Source organism: Flavitalea plasmicola (assembly GCF_030546645.1).
GTDB lineage: Bacteria > Bacteroidota > Bacteroidia > Chitinophagales > Chitinophagaceae > Puia.
Genome location: NZ_JAUOTO010000008.1, coordinates 338,144 through 353,791 on the forward strand (window position 1 = coordinate 338,144; position 15,648 = coordinate 353,791).

The following is a 15,648-nucleotide window of genomic DNA, read 5'->3' on the forward strand; positions in this document are numbered from 1 at the left end:
CTGTAAAATACGGCTTTTCCCTAATACGTCCAAGTCTGAAGCTTGCTGACCTGCCAGGTATTAAAATCTATAACTCATTGAGCTACCTTTAGATATGGCCAATTCCGCCAACCGGGTGCCGTCTACGCGGGCCTTGATCTTTGCAAAAGCAATCTCCCTGGAAGTGGAAATATCATCTGCAAAAGGAGAAAATCCACAGTCGTCCGTCGTGCCCAGCTGTTCGAAAGGAATAATTTCGGCAGCCTCCAGGATAACATCGCGGATCTCCCCGGGCGTCTCAACGCTCGGGTTAAGCACATCGGTTACCCCGAGGAAAACACGCTGCCCCGGCCGCATAGCCTCCCGTATAGACCGCAATACTGACGGCTTGTCTCTTTCAGCCGCATATTCCAGGTAAAAACTCCCGGCATTGAGCTGGAACAATAAAGGCAAAAGTTTGGTATAAGCAATGTCGGCGCTGTGCGTCGAATCATGATCTCCTCCGGGACAGGAATGGATCCCTATCTTCTTCCTTTCTTCCTCCGTGAAGCGGCCTAGCACCTGGTTATTCAGGTCGATGAAAGATCGCAACAGCCCGCCGCTGGGATCCAGCTTCAAAGACAGCCTGGCCTCCGTGAAATCGATCTGTACATTATATGCTCCGCTGTCCAGGCATCTTCTTATGTCGGCTTCTGCCTCATCCACGAGATCAACGATAAACTGCTCCCGGGAATACCCTTCTATCCCCTCAGTGGGATAAAGCAAACTTAGCGCTGATGCCGAGATCACCGCTTGCTTAACAGGCAGCCTGGTCCATTTCCTGGCGTTGTTCAGATATTCATCCGCATACGTCTGGTAACGGAAAGGCCCCTGTGTGATCTTTGGCAGCTGCCTGGTATGCCCGTCCGCGAAAGGAATGGTTACCCCATCGGGTGACAAATGCTGCATGCCGGCGATGGGATAAGTGACGAAGCTGGGCTTGGATTGCTCCCCGTCCGTGACGACTCCGGACCCTGTCTGCTCCAGACGTCGAATGGTATCGGAAAGCGCTGCGTCGATTAGTTGCTGCAGGCCTCTGTCATCCAGCTCACCCGCCGCATAGGCCTTCATACCAAGGATCAGCTCGACAGGACGAGGAATGCTTCCGATTTGTTCTGTAGGTATGTTCATGATTTTTCATTTTAAAAATTAACAAATCACACCTTAAGGTAACAATATTTATCTTTACCCCCAATTTCTTTACATGGTCAGTTATAATCCCAAAGAATGGACTTCTCTTATCTTCCGGTTCCACGAGGCGGACACTTTCCGGAAACTGCTTTGGCTGATAGTTGCTTTCTGCGGATATGCCTGGCTGATAGCATTTCTGGAAGCCAGCGTCTTCAAGGTGTCGGAGACCAGCCACCTGAGGAATATCACCGCACTGCATAGCATATTGGGGTTCGTCATTTCACTGCTGCTGGTGTTCCGCACCAATACAGCCTATGACCGCTGGTGGGAAGGACGAAAGCTCTGGGGCGCCCTGGTGAACAATAGCCGCAACCTGGCCATCAAACTTTCCGCCATACTGGGCAAAGACGATGAAGTGAGCTGCAGCTTTTTCCGTAACATCATACCCTCCTACGCCGCCGCCCTCAGGGACCACCTGCGCAACGACATCACCCGGATTGAGTTATTTGACAACAATCCCGCCCTTGTCGATCAGCTGGATCATCAAAAACATATCCCCAATCAAATAGCAGGCCTGATGCTGGCAAAAGTGATGGAGTTGCACCGCGCAGGCAGGATCAGCGGCGAACAGCTCATTTTCCTCAACCCGGAGCTGCAGTCCTTTACTGAAATATGCGGCGCCTGTGAAAGGATCAAGAATACGCCCATCCCTTTTTCCTATACCGTCTTCATCAAGAAATTCATCTTTTTTTATGTCCTGTCCCTCCCGCTGGGATATGTCTTCAGCATGGGTTACCTGATAGTGCCGGTGACGGGGTTTGTCTTTTATGTAGTGGCCAGCCTGGAGCTGATCGCGGAAGAAATAGAAGATCCTTTCGGCAAAGATTCCAATGATCTGCCCACAGCGAAGATCGCCCACAATATCCAGGTGCATATCCACGAGTTGCTGTGATTCACAATGGAATTTTCGCTAATTTGTCCCGCTAACTAAAATCCATGCACATGCATTATAAATTCGAAAAACCTGTCTCGGGGACCATCGGTACGGAGAAATACCAATGCAGCATCGAATGGCGGAACGGGAAATTCATCGCGGACGAGCCGGAGCATACAGGAGGAAAAGATACGGGACCCGACCCCAGCACCCTGCTTTTATCCTCCCTTATTAGCTGCACGCTGATCACTCTCCGCATGTACATCGATCGCAAAGGCTGGGATATCCCGGAAATAAAAATAAGCGCCAATCTCTTTCACACTATCCAGGACGATAAGACCACCACTGTAATTGACAGGGATATCTCTTTCCCAGGCCCCCTGCCGCCCGATCCGGAGAAAAAAGAAAGGTTACTGGAGATCGCCCAACATTGCCCTATCTCAAAGATCCTGGAAGGTGGCATCAAGGTCCGCAGCTTTGTATACCATGAAGAGGCAGTGGAAAAAGAGATGAAGTATCCCAATAATGACATCACCGTCATTTGGAAACCCGAAGTTTGTAAACACTCCGGCCGCTGCGTCACCCAGTTGCCCCGTGTATTCGACCTGAAGAGCAGGCCCTGGATAAACATGAGCGGGGCCGATACAGCGGCCATCATCGACCAGGTGAATAAATGCCCCACCGGGGCCCTGTCGTATGTCCGCAACGAAAAAGACCAACAGACCACCTAGAACAGGCATTGTCGGATTTATTCTATTTTAAGCGCCTCCAATACGGCAATTTTGTCTTAAAAAAGATGAAACTACTCGTTTTGGGCAGCAGCGGCTTGATGGCCGGCCTGTTTTTCGCTTACGCATGCTCTGTCAACCCCGGCCTGGGCCGGCTTTCTGACGCCAGCTATCTCGCCGCTATGCAATCCATCAATCGCGCGATCCTGAACCCCGTGTTTCTCATTGTCTTCACGGGTACGGCCCTGCTGCTGCCCGTCAGTACCTGGCGCATTTTCGAAAGGCCGGCATCCCTGCCTTTTTATTATTTGCTGGCAGCGTCCGTTATATATGTCGTGTGTGTCTTTGGCTTCACCATGATTGGCAATGTCCCTTTGAACGACCGCCTCGATGCTTTCGATCTCTCTGCCGCCTCCCCGGAAGCGCTCGCCCGGATGCGGACTGACTTTGAAGGTCCCTGGAATGCCTGGCACCTGGTCAGGACCATTGCCGCCACCCTCTCCTTCCTGCTCGCTGTCATGGCTTACCTGACTCCACTGAAAACAATCAAATAATACTCCTTAAAATTGCACCCTATATAAAATATCCGGAAAAAATCTTATCTGGTAGACAGGCTCAGCGATGCCTTTTGCCTGGTTATATTGCACCAGGAATATATTTTTCCTGTTCGTCACATTTTGCAGATCCAGGTAAAAGGTCTGGGTAAGCTTGTGTTTCTTACTGTTGGTGCGAAAACCCAGCTTGACATCCAGCCTGAAATATCCATCCAGCTGCTGGGAATTATAATGCAGGGTGTCCAATATTTGGTATCCGGCAAGGACGGAGGCCGGCACATTGACAGGCGTGGTATAGCGCCCTCCAATAGAGGACAGACGGGCATCGAACGTAAATGCATTGTTCCCGCTGCGGCCCACCTTCCATTCCTTGCCTGTGAGCATATTGAAAACCCTTTTGTAATTAAAAGCCGTATTCCGTTCGACATCATCGCTGCCTCTGTATTTCGAATCGAAGATGGAGGCAGTGAATAAAAAATAGTAACCCCGGCTGAGGAATTTCTCAGCCGTCAGCTCTACTCCCCGGTTGTTGCCCGTCCCCTTGTTCACCAATCCCACCTTATTGGGGAATCCGAAGTCGGCGCCTGCATTAAGCATGGAAAAACCGCTGAACTGCCTTTCCACCGGCACATTGAACAGATGCTGGTAGTAGAATTCAGCCTTTATTCTCCAGTCCGGCAAAAATCGCTTCTCGTATGCCAGTACGAAATGATGCGCCCGGGTAAATCCCAGGTCGCGGTTGCCGGGGTTTCTTTCTCCCGTCATCTCGTTCATCTGCTGGAAATACACCGGCAGCGGCTGCAGCTGACTATGCAGCCCATAACTCAAGGAGACAGACTGTCTGGCAGGCAGCTGGTACGCCAATGACAATCGCGGCTCCAGCGTAGCGCTGTTATTGACATCGAAATGCATGCCATGCAAGCCGCCCAAAATGCTGAATTGCTCGCTGACACGGTATTTCAGCTGCCCAAAATATTGCACCAGAAAAGGAGTGCCGTTGTAATTGCTCACCGTATCAAAAGGCTCCGCGGCCGGCCTGGATGTCTTATCCAATATCCTTACGTCCAGCCCCAACGACTCCGTCGTCGCACCAACGCGGTAAGACAGGCGGCTATTGACCTTGCTGTTGAGATAAGTGCTGACGCGAAAAGTGCTGGTCGTATTTTTCGAGGAATAATGCAGCCACCGGCTCTCATAAGGCGGCACGGGATCAGGATAGCGATATTCGTCATAGGCATCGATCGTATGGGCGTAGGACACCACAGTACGCAGATAGGTGCGATTGCCCAGATCCAACGTATGCTTCACGCCAAAGATGGAAAAATTACTTTTATCATAGCCGTCCTGGTCGGCTTGTCCATAAAAATCAGTTGAATCCACTTTACTGCCCAGCAGAGCGATATTGCTCCATCCACCCATGCCGAAAAAGGAGAACTTTCCGGCGCCGCTGTTTCCCGTGGTAACATTGAAGACCCAATCCTGGTATTTTGGAGTGGCCTTCGTCCCGATGTTGAGACCGATCGAGTTGGCTATCTGTGCAAAAGAGTAACGATAGCTCGCGAGATAGGCCGCACCATTGTTCTTGTGGTTGAGGGGCCCCTCGATAGTAGCTTCCACTCCGCTGAAAGTATTCAACTGTATTGTCTGTTCATGCTTGCTGCTGTTGCCGCTGCGGAGATTGATATCGAAAACTGCCGCCACCGCATTCCCATATTCGGCGGAGAAGGCTCCTGTGAGAAAGTCAGAGGCCTTGAGCGCATTGGTATTCAACGCGCTGACGGGCCCTCCGGTGGTGCCCAACGCCGAAAAATGGTTGGGATTCGGAGAGGGGCTGCCTTCCATCCTCCACAGTACGCCGGTAGGCGAATTCCCCCTGACGACGATATCATTCCGGGCATCGCTGTTGGCCGCAACGCCTGCATAATTGCTCACCAGCTTGGAGGGATCATTCCTTCCCCCGGCATAACGTGTCACCTCCTCCAGGCTGAACGACCGGGCACTGCCGGCCGTGAATTCATTCGCAGCCGCACCTTTCCTGGTGACGGGAGCAGTAATGGTCAAAGCATCCAGGGTGACCAATTTTTGCTCCAGTGCAACGTCCAGCACCACCTCCTTTCCCGCCGTGACCAGCACTTCCGGGATCACTGCCGGCTGGTAACCGGCGCTGCCATAGGAAAATTGCTGACGGCCAAGGGGAACGGCGGGTAAAACGTACCTGCCCGCTTCATCCGTCACGACCCCGATCACCGGGTTAACGCTGGTTACCTGCACTGTCACTCCCCCAAGTGGCTTCCGAAGTTTTGTCGATCACTACTCCCCGTACGATCTGGGTGAGGCGGGGCGATTGGGCCGGCATGGTCAGGGACAGCCCAAGGATCATCGTCAATAAGGTTAGCTTTTGCATATTGTGCACAATACTACAGGCCTCCGGCCGCAGCCGCAATGGAAAAGGAGTGAGCCGTCGGAAAAGAGGAATAAGCCGGATGAATTTAACCAATCGTCTTATTTCGAATATGTACTTTTACACCATGAGATGGTCCAACAGTAAAATAGGATTCGACGACAGGCTGGTGATGCTCGTAGGCATTCCTTTATTTTCTTTTCTGGTACCTGTCATCTTCTTCGGTTGGAGGATCGGGCAGCCGCCCTATTATCCCCTGGCAGCTTATTGGCCCTCCTTTGCCATCACCACAGTCATCTGGATCACCTGCCGCTGGATCATGATCCGGACCCGCCAACGATACGCGTCCTTTACCCAGGTGAAAAAAAGGCTGATGATCCAAACCTCCCTGATCCTGCTGACCGCCATCCTGGTCAACAACCTGCTGAGCTACCTGTTAAAGGACGTCTGCGAAGACCTTATGCGGCAGCGGAATCTTTCCTTCAAAACAGGTGAGTTCGCCATTAACTGCAATGCCGCCGCCATCTTCAGCACCCTGTTGGTATGTGCCATCTACGAGAGCATTTATTTCATGAACGAGCTGCGCAAATCCGTGGAAGAAAAAGAAATGTTGAAAAGGGAAAGCCTCCGGGCACAGCTGGAAGCGCTGAAAACCCAGGTCAATCCTCACTTTCTCTTCAACAATCTGAACACCCTAAGCGCCGTTATTCCCGACAACCCCGGACAGGCGATCGATTTCGTACAGCAGCTTTCCAGGGTCTACCGGCACATATTGGAAGTGAAGAATGAGCAAAGTATCCTACTGAAGGAAGAACTGGATGTGCTGCAGGCTTACGCTTTTCTTCTCAAAACCCGCTTTGGCGACAACCTGGATATTTCCATCCGCGTTGCCGAAGAAAAATTACAACAGAAGATCGTGCCGCTGTCCCTTCAGATACTCATGGAGAACGCCATCAAACATAACGTTGTTTCCTCGGCAAGACCGCTGCGGATCGATGTCTATACGCAGGATGGACGGCTTATCGTCAGCAACAACCTGCAGAAGAAGAATCAAGCTTACGAATCCACCGGTATTGGGCTGGAAAATATACGCAACAGGTACTTGCTGCTGGACGGCCGCCCCATCGAAGTGGAGGAAGGGCCCGCCTGCTTCACCGTTTCCATTCCCCTTATAGGGAATTAACTAATAGTGAAAATGAAAGTAGTCATTATAGAAGATGAGACCCCTGCCGCCAATCGCCTCACCCGCATGCTGGAAAAGATCGACGAAAGCATTGAGGTGATAAAAAGACTGGACAGCGTGGAATCGTCCGTCAAATACCTGTCCGCCGGTCCTGGGTGCGACCTGATCTTCATGGATGTCCAGCTTGCTGACGGCCTTTGCTGGGATATTTTTCAGCAGGCCAGGTTGGCACCGCCCATCGTTTTCACCACAGCCTTTGATCACTATACCCTGAAGGCGTTCAAGGTCAATAGCCTGGATTATCTGCTAAAACCCATCGATGAGCAGGAACTGCAGCAGGCTGTCGAAAAGTACAAACAGCTCTATCTCCGCCAGGACAATGGATTACCTGAAAAGATCGAACGGCTGCTGCAGGAACTGGGCGCCACCCGGTACAAGGAGCGCCTGCTGATCAAAAGAGGCCAACAGCTGCATTATCTCAAAACAGCCGCCACGGCTTATTATTACGCGGACGGAAAACTCTGCTACGCGATTGATTTCAATGGCAATAGTTACCTGCTGGACAATAATCTCAATCAGTTGGAAGAGCTGCTGTCCCCTCAACAGTTCTTCAGGGTCAACAGACAGCTGCTCGTCAATATCGAATCTATCAAAAAGGTGCATACCTGGCTGGGAGGACGCCTCAAGCTGGAACTTTCCCTGCCGGCCCAGGCCGACACCATCGTCAGCCGTGAAAGGGTCTCCGGCTTCAAGGACTGGTTGGGTTGAAGACTTAATTCTTCAGGATCTTCTGAACATATTTTGCCGCACCTGCCCTTACTTCGACAATGTAAATTCCCTTGCTCAGATCGCTCACTGGCACATCTACCTCTTCCGAAGCGGCCGAGGTCACCGTCCGCACCACCTGTCCCCGGGCGTCGATGATCAGAGCGCTGATCACGCCCGCGGGATCGGTCACCATGATATGCAGCCTGTCCACGACGGGGTTGGGGAACAAACTCATTGCAACAGCGTGATCCACCGGGAAACTCACAGGAACTATAATGGAATAAGTGCTGGCCCCATCCCTGTCGACCATCTTCAACCGGTAGTAATTCATGCCAGTGGCTGGCTTACTATCCCAATAGCTATACTGCGTAGGCAGGGAGCTGTTGCCATTAATGGGCACCTCACCGATGGTGGAGATATCTGCCGCATTTACTCCACGCTGTATTTCATAGTGATCCATATTCGTCTCCTGCGCAACGTTCCATTTCAGTAGGGTGCTATTCCCCTGCCTGGAGGCGGTAAATCCCGTCAACTGGACAGGAAGGGGTGTGGAGCTATAAATGATCGTATAATAGCCGTTCGCCAGGTTGGCGGCGTTGACCACGAAGGATACTATATTGCCTGATACGGTGGGGGTGGACACCGTCGTCACCACATCGTTAAAGCCACTGGCGAAGGTCCCGTCCGTGGCATTGAAAAGAAGGCCGTATGTATTGGCGCTGGAGGGTGTCGTCCCGTTATAGTCCGAAAAATTAAAGTTGATCGTAACAACGCCCGTCGCATTACCTGCGGTCTTCTGCAGCTTCCAGCTGCGGTTCCAGCGCGAGATGCTGCTGGCGCTTGTAATATTATAAATACTCACATTACTGAGCGTGGTATTGCTCTGACCATTGTGTGCGGCCATCAGGTAACCGGCCGTATTTAAAAAATCCGTCGCCCCTATGCCGCTGCTGAAACCAAAGCCGTCCGTGGCACCGGCAGGGTTGGTCAAAAAATAATCCGTTGAGCTGGTGTACCCTACTCCGACCAAATTAGTACCATAGGTAGTGGTGGTCGCCGGGGTATACCTGGAGACGCCCACCGCCTGGTTCCATTCCGCTGACAGGTAATTTTCCATGATGACGCGCTGCGTGGTATTGAAAGCGGTTTTGTATATCAGTATCTCGGACATGGTCCCGGAGAAATAATCATCCACGGCCCAGTTGCTGTGGCCGATGTAGTTTTTAGTCCTTGCGATCGAAGCCGGTACCCAGGTATTGGTACCAGACGCACCGGAACCAGCCTGTAAAGTGCCTGCCAAATAGTGCTTTACAGCGGTATAGTTCCCGGGAGGTGCGCCTTGTTGGACGGCCTCATAGATGTTACTGGACCCGTTCACAATGGGAGAGGTGGTGGTATATGTCTGGTCGCCGGTGCTGCCTATAAAACCCTCATAGTAAAAATTAGCGGTGGAGCCCTTTCTACCGAAAGTGAGATTATTGGAAGCCTGGCCGTTGCCGAAATCATAAATCCTCTCCCACCCCCAGCTGGTCTGCGAGGCATTGAAGCTCACCTGGGTAAAAGTGCTGATGCCGCCGGCAAAGGATATGCTGGAAGGCAAACTTGCCAGGGCTAAATATTGCGAGCTGGTGGAGGTGAATGTCAACCCCGGTCGTCCGTTGGGCGCTGCCGTCGCCCCGTACACAGGCTGATTGGCCGCGGTCGCCTGGGAAAAATGATACCCGTTGCCGCTGAGGTCCGACCACTGGCTCACCTGGTTAGAACCATTCTTTGTAATGGAACTGCTCTTGTTGGCATTCAGCCAGATGAGGAGGTTGGCATTGCCCAGCCCCCCGGGATAATAGCTTTGTGCGAAAGACTGCCGCAAACAAAAGCAGGACGCCAGGTAAATGATAAAAATACGGATCAGTTGTTCAGGGTAAGAAGCCTTCATAAACATATTGGATTATGTAATATATAGTGCAAATAAAGGGCTACAAACATTACACCTGATTACCAGCGCCTTAACTAAGAATAGCTATCGCCGGTGTCCAATTTTTGGAAAAAATTTACAATTATGGGAATCACCTTTCTTTTAATAAAGAGATAAAATTGCCGGCCGGGTCTTTAAACCAGGCGATCGCCTCCGGTCCCGTACCATTGCTGCCATGGGCGATGCCCTTATCGTCTGTCTTCAATTGGCCTTCATAGTGTTCGAATTGCACCCCCTCAGCCGCAAGTTCGTCTACCGCGGCCTCGACATCCTTTACCTGGAAATTTAACACCGTGAACGTGGCCGGAGTATGATCCGGTTTCGGATAGATAAAGACCCGCTGACCACCGGGAAGGTTCAGGTCAAGCCCTTCAGGCTGCTCCTTTACATCAAGTCCCAATGTTTTCTGGTAAAAATCCCTGGCTTTTCCAAGGTCATTGACAGAAAAAGTGCTAAATGATTTTTCAAAGCTGAACATAGTGGCTGGTTTAAAAATTATAAATAGGTTTCCGCTGGATCTCCTGCAAATCTCTTACCATGGTCCTCCCCTGCCGTCAGGCTTCATACACGAAGATCGTGGACTCATTGTCATCCGGCATAAAGTAAGCACGTATCCTGTTATCAGGCGTCAGCTCGAAAAAGCTGGGATTTTGGGTCATCAGGGCGCCGGAGGCGGGCGACCAAAGCTGAACAGGCACCTGGTGTACGGCGCACTTTTTTTGCAGGTCCACTACCTCCAAACCTCCCAGCGCCATGGACGGACCGCCCGGCTTTTTGTAGACGCAGAGTCCCGTGTACAGCATTTCCTGCCCACCCAGGCATTGGTTGTCCTGGTAATCTATATAGAACGATGGATTGGCGACAGCCACCTCTTTCGGTGTCGCCAGCGGCCTACGGACATTTCCTTTCTCGTCCAGCGTCCATTGGTAATAACGCCTGGAACCCCAGCTGATACCATGCAATGTATTGGTCTCTTTATCTCTTGCGACTGCGCCAATATGGTCCTCCCAACGGAAGACCTCCTGCAAGGTCTTTTGTGCAGGATCGAATGTATAAATGATGGACTGGCTGTCAGGACGGTATTCAGCCGCTGCGATCCAGATGTGCGTGCCGTCGAAATCGATCCCGCTGGGATGATAGATGCTACCCTCTCCTATTGCCACGTCGGCAAGTAGTTTGCCTGCACTACTGATCCTGAACAAATGCCCCTTCCCTTTGCTTCGGTCGAATATCCCATCAACGGGTATCTCGACCTCTACGGATGACACCCAAAAATCATCCCCTATCCTCACCATTCCCTGGCAATGAAATGTCTTAAACCCGACTTTGATGGCTGAGATCAGGCTCCAGGTGGTGCTACGGGTAAGTGATTTCAATCGCTGGCTTAAAGGACTTGCGGCAGGCCGGGTAGTCGCCGCCGGCTGTACTTGTGCGCTTAAGGCCGGAGGCAGACAAACAGCGGCGGCCGGGAGAAGGCTACGTTTAATGAATTGTCTTCTGTCTGTCATCCATGTGATATTTAAGCTGTAAAACTAACCATTGGGATCCTTACCCCCGCCCGGTCTTCGATTATGAAAATATTACCGTCTTCACATATGCCCCGGACGTCGACTCTTTTGCCTGGCCACCGGGTAAGTCATTTATTTTTGACAGGTGTACAAAACAAAAACGATAAACAGGGCCCGTCGGTTGCTACATACGGTTATGTTCCTGCCGGCCTTCATCGGCATCGCCATGGCTGCCCGCAGGACGCTGGTCCTGGCCGGGATCATTGGTTCATTCAATCCTCCGGGAATGGCCAAAGGAAGTCCTCCTTTTGATGCGGAATTCGGCACACATCCCTTCCTTACGCTGATACATATTCTACCGGGGGCCTTATTTATGATCCTGGGTCCACTGCAATTTATGCCGGGCATCCGGACCCGCCATCCGCACCTGCACCGCCTGGGCGGCAAGATCTACATTGCCTCGGGCTATATCGTTGGTATTTCGGCGCTGATCATGTCTTTTGTACTATCCCCCATCGGAGGCATCGATCAGGCTGCCGCAACCATATTATTCTCCCTCCTTTTCCTTCTATCGCTCAGCAAAGCCTGGTATCACAAAAAGGCCGATAATATCCTGCATCACGAAACAGGCCTCCACCGGGAATGGATGATCAGGGCTTTCTCCATCGGGCTGGCCATCGGCACGATCCGGCCGATCATGGTGCTGTTCTTTGCCTTTTCAGGACTGCCGCCGCAGGCGTTCTTCGGCGCCGCCTTCTGGATTGGGTTTACCCTGCACCTGCTGGCGGCCGAAGCCTGGATCAATTTCACCCGGCCTTCTTTTTGGCGGGAACAGCACCCTTCTTTTTAGACGCAGGCGTCGCCGGTGTTTCCTGCAATAGCACTGCCTGAGGATGCTCGCTTATATAGGTGCCGCCATGCTTCAATTTTCCTTTCCCGTTCTTCTTTGTCCAGAACTGCATGGGAAGAGGGATGCTCCGTGGTCCCTGGTAATAGCTGACATTGAATCTCACATCGGAGCCCCTGCCGAACTTATCGCCGCCGACAAGGCCAAGGGGCGTCCCCGCCTCCACCGTTTGCCCGGGATGGACAAAAGCGCCGTCCTTTTTAAATACGCCGTACTGGCCAAATGTACAATCCCCGTGAACGATCTCCACAAGGTTCCAGTTATCCGTGGCGGTAGCGCCTGCATCGTTCTCTGCGCTATTGGTATGTACGGCCGTGACCACACCTCTCCTGGCTGCGTAAATGGTATCTCCCTGCTGCATCTTCAGCCGGATGACAAATCCACTATCCAGACCGTCGGTGCCGGGGGTTTTGTTCATCTCGAATACCTGGGTCTCCTTTCCGGGTGCAATGGGCAGAACATAGGTGAAGGCGGGATGGAGGGAAGGGTGTAGGCATCCTTTCTGATAGCTGCTGGTATATTTTATCTGCAGGTCGCCGGCTCCCTCCGGTGATACGGTGAACAGCCGGTTCATGCCGGGTTTCACTTCCCCTTCGTAAGGCAACACATGATCCGCTTTCGCATTTTGAAAAGTGGTAAAACTGACCGATAGCACATAAGGACAAAAGGCCCTGTTATTACAGGAAAATAGCAGGTTTCCCTTGGCATCCTGGGTATAGCTCACTTCGATCACCCGCTGAGACAAAAGAGACTGCTGCAGCGAGAGCAGGAACAGGAGAGGCAGACAGACGCGTGTCATCTTCTTTTTTCCTGAAGATAAGAAGTTTTATCTTGTAGCTTTCGTCCATTTCTCATAACAGGCAGCAGCTTCTTCCTCCAGCAAGGGGCCCAATACCACCACCTCGCGCCCGCCATGATGGAACAGCTCTTTCGCCGGCACTTGTAACAAATGCGCCGGTTCGCTTGTCCCGGCAATCTTATGGTAGGCATCCTTGCCCAACGCATATACTACCGTGCCAATGCCACTCCAGTAAATAGCTCCCGCACACATGGCGCAAGGTTCCGTGCTGACATAGAGCGTACAGTTTTCCAGGAAGTGAGGCTCTATGCGGCTGCTTAATTGACGGATCAGGTTGATCTCGCAGTGCGCGATGCAGCGTTCTTCCGTGATGACGGTGTTCTCTCCTTCCAGTAAAATAATATCATCGGGGCCGGTCATGATACATCCGAATGGCAGGTTGCCCTTGTCCATTGATCTTTTAGCTACTTCCAGCGCTTTTGTCAAGAAATACCGGTGATCCGTCATGCACTTCACTTTTGCGCAATCTATGGCAGAAAAGAATGATCGGCAATCAAAAGAGAGTCAACTGTTGGTTTTATGGCTTGAGCCGTTATATCTCCCCACACGCCTCAAAGATAAAGTTTATCTTTATTTTCAGAAATGATCCACAGTATTGCCATTCATGACCTCGTTAAGCCGTCTGCTTCCATCCCTGTGCTGGATGTACGCACACCCGCCGAATTTACCCATGGGCACATACCCGGAGCCTCCAACCTTCCTTTATTCAGCAACGAGGAAAGAGCGAAGGTGGGTACTACCTACAAACAGGAAAGCAGGGAGGCGGCCATTTTGCTTGGATTTGATCTCACAGGCAGCAAATGGTCCGGCTTCATCCGCCAGGCATTGGAAATAGCCCCTCAGAAGAAGGTAGCCGTACATTGCTGGAGAGGAGGTATGCGCAGCGGTGCGATGGCCTGGGCGCTGAACCTGTATGGATTTGAAGTATTTGTACTCGCAGGCGGCTATAAAAGGTACCGAAGATGGGTGCTGCAGCAATTTGAAGCGCCTTATAAGCTGTGGACCATCGGAGGCATGACGGGCTCCGGAAAAACCAGGATATTGCAGCAGCTCGGATCGATGGGACAACAGGTCATTGACCTCGAAGATCTTGCCCGGCATCGGGGCTCTGCTTATGGCACCATGAATAAGCTGGTGCAGCCCTCCCAGGAACAATTTGAAAACAACCTCTCCCACCAGTTGAACCAGCTGGACCGTGACAGGAAAATATGGGTGGAGGATGAAAGTCTCAACATCGGTAAATGCAATATCCCCCGTCCATTATGGGATCAAATGCAATCGGCGGACCTGTTTGAGCTGCAGACACGTGCGGAACAGCGCGTGCAGGCGCTGGTGCAGGAATATGGTTCGTTGGACAAGACCTTCCTGTCGGAATGCACGGACCGCATTCGCAAGAGACTTGGATCCGAACAGACAAAAAATGCACTGACTGCCATCCAGGAAGATCGTATGGAAGATTTCATACGCATCGTATTGGTGTATTATGACAAGACCTACAGGAAGGGCCTGAATAGCCGGAAAGCCGGCCGTATCTTTCCCGTTGACATCCGGACGGACGATCCGACGGCAAATGCAAGCCAGATGCTGATGACCGCAAAAGATTTTTCACCCCTGCCTACTACCTGAAAGAATGAACATGGATACCAACATAAAACTGACACAATACTCTCATGGAGCAGGATGCGGCTGCAAGATCAGTCCCGCCATACTGGACAGGATTCTTCATAGCACACACGTCGCCGCACCCGATCCCCGGCTGCTGGTCGGCAACGACAAACGTGATGATGCGGCGGTATTAGATCTCGGCAACGGTATGGCCCTCATCTCGACCACCGATTTTTTCATGCCGATCGTGGACGACAGCTATGATTTTGGCAGGATAGCATCCGCCAATGCCATCAGCGATGTGTATGCTATGGGGGGCAGACCGGTGCTCGCCATTGCCATCCTCGGATGGCCCGTTGAAAAGCTGCCGCCTGACGAGGCGCAAAAAGTGCTGGAAGGAGCCCGGGCCGTCTGTGCCGAGGCGGGCATTACCCTGGCCGGAGGCCACAGCATCGATTGCCCCGAACCGGTCTTTGGCCTCGCAGTCAACGGACTCGTACCCATACAGGATCTCAAACAAAATTCAACGGCTGAACCCGGCTGCCGCCTCTATTTGACCAAGCCCCTGGGAGTGGGCATCCTTTCCACCGCGCAAAAGCGTGGATTGCTACAACCTGAAGACGCCGCCATTGCATTAAAAAGCATGGTCACATTGAATAAGGCAGGAGAGACATTCGGACATCTGGCCCAGGTGAAAGCCATGACGGATGTCACAGGGTTCGGGCTGCTGGGCCATCTTACAGAAATGTGCGAGGGCAGCGGCCTGTCTGCCATTGTCGAATTCGATAAAGTGCCGGTCGTTCCGGCCTTGCCCTATTATCTCGAACAGAAATGTATACCCGGGGGTATGCATCGCAACTGGAGCAGCTACGGTCACAAAATAAATGAGCTGTCTGATGAAAAGCGATATATCCTCGCAGACCCTCAAACCAGCGGCGGTCTGCTGGTCGCAGTGTCAGAAGAAGGTGTTCCTGCCTTTGAACAGCAATGGGCAGCACTGGGCTTGCCTGCAATCCACTGCCGCCCTTTCGGCGTTCTGAAAGCGAAAGAAAATGACACGCTGATCAGGGTGATTTGAAT

16 protein-coding genes are annotated in these 15,648 nt (G+C 52.0%); 8 read left to right on the forward strand and 8 right to left on the reverse strand.

Annotated features, from left to right (window positions below; all coding sequences use genetic code 11):
- Positions 1-60: 60 nt before the first annotated feature.
- Complete coding sequence (locus Q4E93_RS29230) at positions 61-1,149, reverse strand: cobalamin-independent methionine synthase II family protein (protein WP_303591447.1); 1,089 nt, start codon at positions 1,147-1,149, stop codon at positions 61-63.
- A gap of 73 nt (positions 1,150-1,222) precedes the next feature.
- On the opposite strand from Q4E93_RS29230, the gene Q4E93_RS29235 reads away from it, so the two are divergent.
- The 3 genes from Q4E93_RS29235 (at position 1,223) to Q4E93_RS29245 (ending at position 3,365) form a co-directional block, all read left to right on the forward strand.
- Entirely contained in the window at positions 1,223-2,101 is an 879-nt protein-coding gene (locus Q4E93_RS29235; RefSeq protein WP_303591448.1) for a bestrophin family protein, read from the forward strand.
- Between the two features lie 50 nt (positions 2,102-2,151).
- On the forward strand, positions 2,152-2,814 hold the full coding sequence (locus Q4E93_RS29240; protein WP_303591450.1) for a (4Fe-4S)-binding protein: 663 nt from the start codon (positions 2,152-2,154) through the stop codon (positions 2,812-2,814).
- A 65-nt stretch (positions 2,815-2,879) separates the two neighbouring features.
- A complete protein-coding gene (locus tag Q4E93_RS29245) occupies positions 2,880-3,365 on the forward strand; it encodes an anthrone oxygenase family protein (RefSeq protein WP_303591452.1) in 486 nt (161 codons plus the stop codon).
- A gap of 6 nt (positions 3,366-3,371) precedes the next feature.
- Here Q4E93_RS29245 and Q4E93_RS29250 read toward each other — a convergent pair whose 3' ends face one another.
- Together Q4E93_RS29250 and Q4E93_RS29255 are read right to left on the reverse strand one after the other, a co-directional pair.
- The gene (locus tag Q4E93_RS29250) at positions 3,372-5,642 is read right to left on the reverse strand and encodes a carboxypeptidase regulatory-like domain-containing protein (RefSeq protein WP_303591454.1); all 2,271 of its coding nucleotides are present in this window, start codon (positions 5,640-5,642) and stop codon (positions 3,372-3,374) included.
- On the reverse strand, positions 5,617-5,769 hold the full coding sequence (locus Q4E93_RS29255; protein ID WP_303591456.1) for a hypothetical protein: 153 nt from the start codon (positions 5,767-5,769) through the stop codon (positions 5,617-5,619). The genes Q4E93_RS29250 and Q4E93_RS29255 overlap by 26 nt, the downstream gene beginning before the upstream one ends.
- A gap of 124 nt (positions 5,770-5,893) precedes the next feature.
- Here Q4E93_RS29255 and Q4E93_RS29260 point away from each other — a divergent pair, with 124 nt between their 5' ends.
- The gene (locus Q4E93_RS29260) at positions 5,894-6,949 is read left to right on the forward strand and encodes a sensor histidine kinase (RefSeq protein ID WP_303591458.1); all 1,056 of its coding nucleotides are present in this window, start codon (positions 5,894-5,896) and stop codon (positions 6,947-6,949) included.
- Between the two features lie 12 nt (positions 6,950-6,961).
- A complete protein-coding gene (locus Q4E93_RS29265; RefSeq protein ID WP_303591459.1) occupies positions 6,962-7,717 on the forward strand; it encodes a LytR/AlgR family response regulator transcription factor in 756 nt (251 codons plus the stop codon).
- 4 nt (positions 7,718-7,721) lie between these two features.
- Here the strand turns inward: Q4E93_RS29265 and Q4E93_RS29270 are convergent, their stop codons facing one another.
- The 3 genes from Q4E93_RS29270 to Q4E93_RS29280 all read right to left on the reverse strand — a co-directional run bounded on the left by Q4E93_RS29270 (position 7,722) and on the right by Q4E93_RS29280 (position 11,197).
- On the reverse strand, positions 7,722-9,650 hold the full coding sequence (locus Q4E93_RS29270; RefSeq protein WP_303591461.1) for a T9SS type A sorting domain-containing protein: 1,929 nt from the start codon (positions 9,648-9,650) through the stop codon (positions 7,722-7,724).
- A 130-nt stretch (positions 9,651-9,780) separates the two neighbouring features.
- Entirely contained in the window at positions 9,781-10,167 is a 387-nt protein-coding gene (locus tag Q4E93_RS29275; protein WP_303591462.1) for a VOC family protein, read from the reverse strand.
- A 76-nt stretch (positions 10,168-10,243) separates the two neighbouring features.
- Positions 10,244-11,197 carry a DUF6454 family protein gene (locus tag Q4E93_RS29280; protein WP_303591463.1) on the reverse strand — a complete coding sequence of 318 codons (954 nt, stop codon included), beginning with the start codon at positions 11,195-11,197 and terminating at the stop codon, positions 10,244-10,246.
- Between the two features lie 181 nt (positions 11,198-11,378).
- Between Q4E93_RS29280 and Q4E93_RS29285 the strand changes: the two genes are divergently transcribed.
- Complete coding sequence (locus Q4E93_RS29285) at positions 11,379-12,047, forward strand: DUF2306 domain-containing protein (protein ID WP_303591465.1); 669 nt, start codon at positions 11,379-11,381, stop codon at positions 12,045-12,047.
- Here the strand turns inward: Q4E93_RS29285 and Q4E93_RS29290 are convergent.
- Both Q4E93_RS29290 and Q4E93_RS29295 read right to left on the reverse strand, forming a co-directional pair.
- Complete coding sequence (locus tag Q4E93_RS29290; protein WP_303591467.1) at positions 12,004-12,903, reverse strand: peptidoglycan DD-metalloendopeptidase family protein; 900 nt, start codon at positions 12,901-12,903, stop codon at positions 12,004-12,006. The two genes, Q4E93_RS29285 and Q4E93_RS29290, sit on opposite strands and share 44 nt — an antisense overlap.
- A gap of 27 nt (positions 12,904-12,930) precedes the next feature.
- Entirely contained in the window at positions 12,931-13,410 is a 480-nt protein-coding gene (locus tag Q4E93_RS29295; RefSeq protein ID WP_303591469.1) for a nucleoside deaminase, read from the reverse strand.
- Between the two features lie 135 nt (positions 13,411-13,545).
- On the opposite strand from Q4E93_RS29295, the gene mnmH reads away from it, so the two are divergent.
- Both mnmH and selD read left to right on the forward strand, forming a co-directional pair.
- A complete protein-coding gene (gene mnmH / locus Q4E93_RS29300) occupies positions 13,546-14,589 on the forward strand; it encodes a tRNA 2-selenouridine(34) synthase MnmH (protein ID WP_303591471.1) in 1,044 nt (347 codons plus the stop codon).
- A 10-nt stretch (positions 14,590-14,599) separates the two neighbouring features.
- Positions 14,600-15,646 carry a selenide, water dikinase SelD gene (gene selD / locus Q4E93_RS29305; RefSeq protein ID WP_303591473.1) on the forward strand — a complete coding sequence of 349 codons (1,047 nt, stop codon included), beginning with the start codon at positions 14,600-14,602 and terminating at the stop codon, positions 15,644-15,646.
- Positions 15,647-15,648 lie beyond the last annotated feature (2 nt).

Excerpts from the sequence above, each read along its gene's own strand:
- Q4E93_RS29260 (WP_303591458.1), top strand. The coding sequence starts at position 5,894 with ATGAGATGGTCCAACAGTAAAATAGGATTCGACGACAGGCTGGTGATG.
- Q4E93_RS29295 (WP_303591469.1), bottom strand. The coding sequence starts at position 13,410 with ATGACGGATCACCGGTATTTCTTGACAAAAGCGCTGGAAGTAGCTAAA.
- Q4E93_RS29270 (WP_303591461.1), bottom strand. The coding sequence starts at position 9,650 with ATGAAGGCTTCTTACCCTGAACAACTGATCCGTATTTTTATCATTTAC.
- Q4E93_RS29235 (WP_303591448.1), top strand. The coding sequence starts at position 1,223 with ATGGTCAGTTATAATCCCAAAGAATGGACTTCTCTTATCTTCCGGTTC.
- Q4E93_RS29230 (WP_303591447.1), bottom strand. The coding sequence starts at position 1,149 with ATGAACATACCTACAGAACAAATCGGAAGCATTCCTCGTCCTGTCGAG.
- Q4E93_RS29290 (WP_303591467.1), bottom strand. The coding sequence starts at position 12,903 with ATGACACGCGTCTGTCTGCCTCTCCTGTTCCTGCTCTCGCTGCAGCAG.
- Q4E93_RS29265 (WP_303591459.1), top strand. The coding sequence starts at position 6,962 with ATGAAAGTAGTCATTATAGAAGATGAGACCCCTGCCGCCAATCGCCTC.
- Q4E93_RS29275 (WP_303591462.1), bottom strand. The coding sequence starts at position 10,167 with ATGTTCAGCTTTGAAAAATCATTTAGCACTTTTTCTGTCAATGACCTT.
- selD (WP_303591473.1), top strand. The coding sequence starts at position 14,600 with ATGGATACCAACATAAAACTGACACAATACTCTCATGGAGCAGGATGC.
- Q4E93_RS29280 (WP_303591463.1), bottom strand. The coding sequence starts at position 11,197 with ATGACAGACAGAAGACAATTCATTAAACGTAGCCTTCTCCCGGCCGCC.
- Q4E93_RS29240 (WP_303591450.1), top strand. The coding sequence starts at position 2,152 with ATGCATTATAAATTCGAAAAACCTGTCTCGGGGACCATCGGTACGGAG.
- Q4E93_RS29255 (WP_303591456.1), bottom strand. The coding sequence starts at position 5,769 with ATGCAAAAGCTAACCTTATTGACGATGATCCTTGGGCTGTCCCTGACC.
- mnmH (WP_303591471.1), top strand. The coding sequence starts at position 13,546 with ATGATCCACAGTATTGCCATTCATGACCTCGTTAAGCCGTCTGCTTCC.
- Q4E93_RS29245 (WP_303591452.1), top strand. The coding sequence starts at position 2,880 with ATGAAACTACTCGTTTTGGGCAGCAGCGGCTTGATGGCCGGCCTGTTT.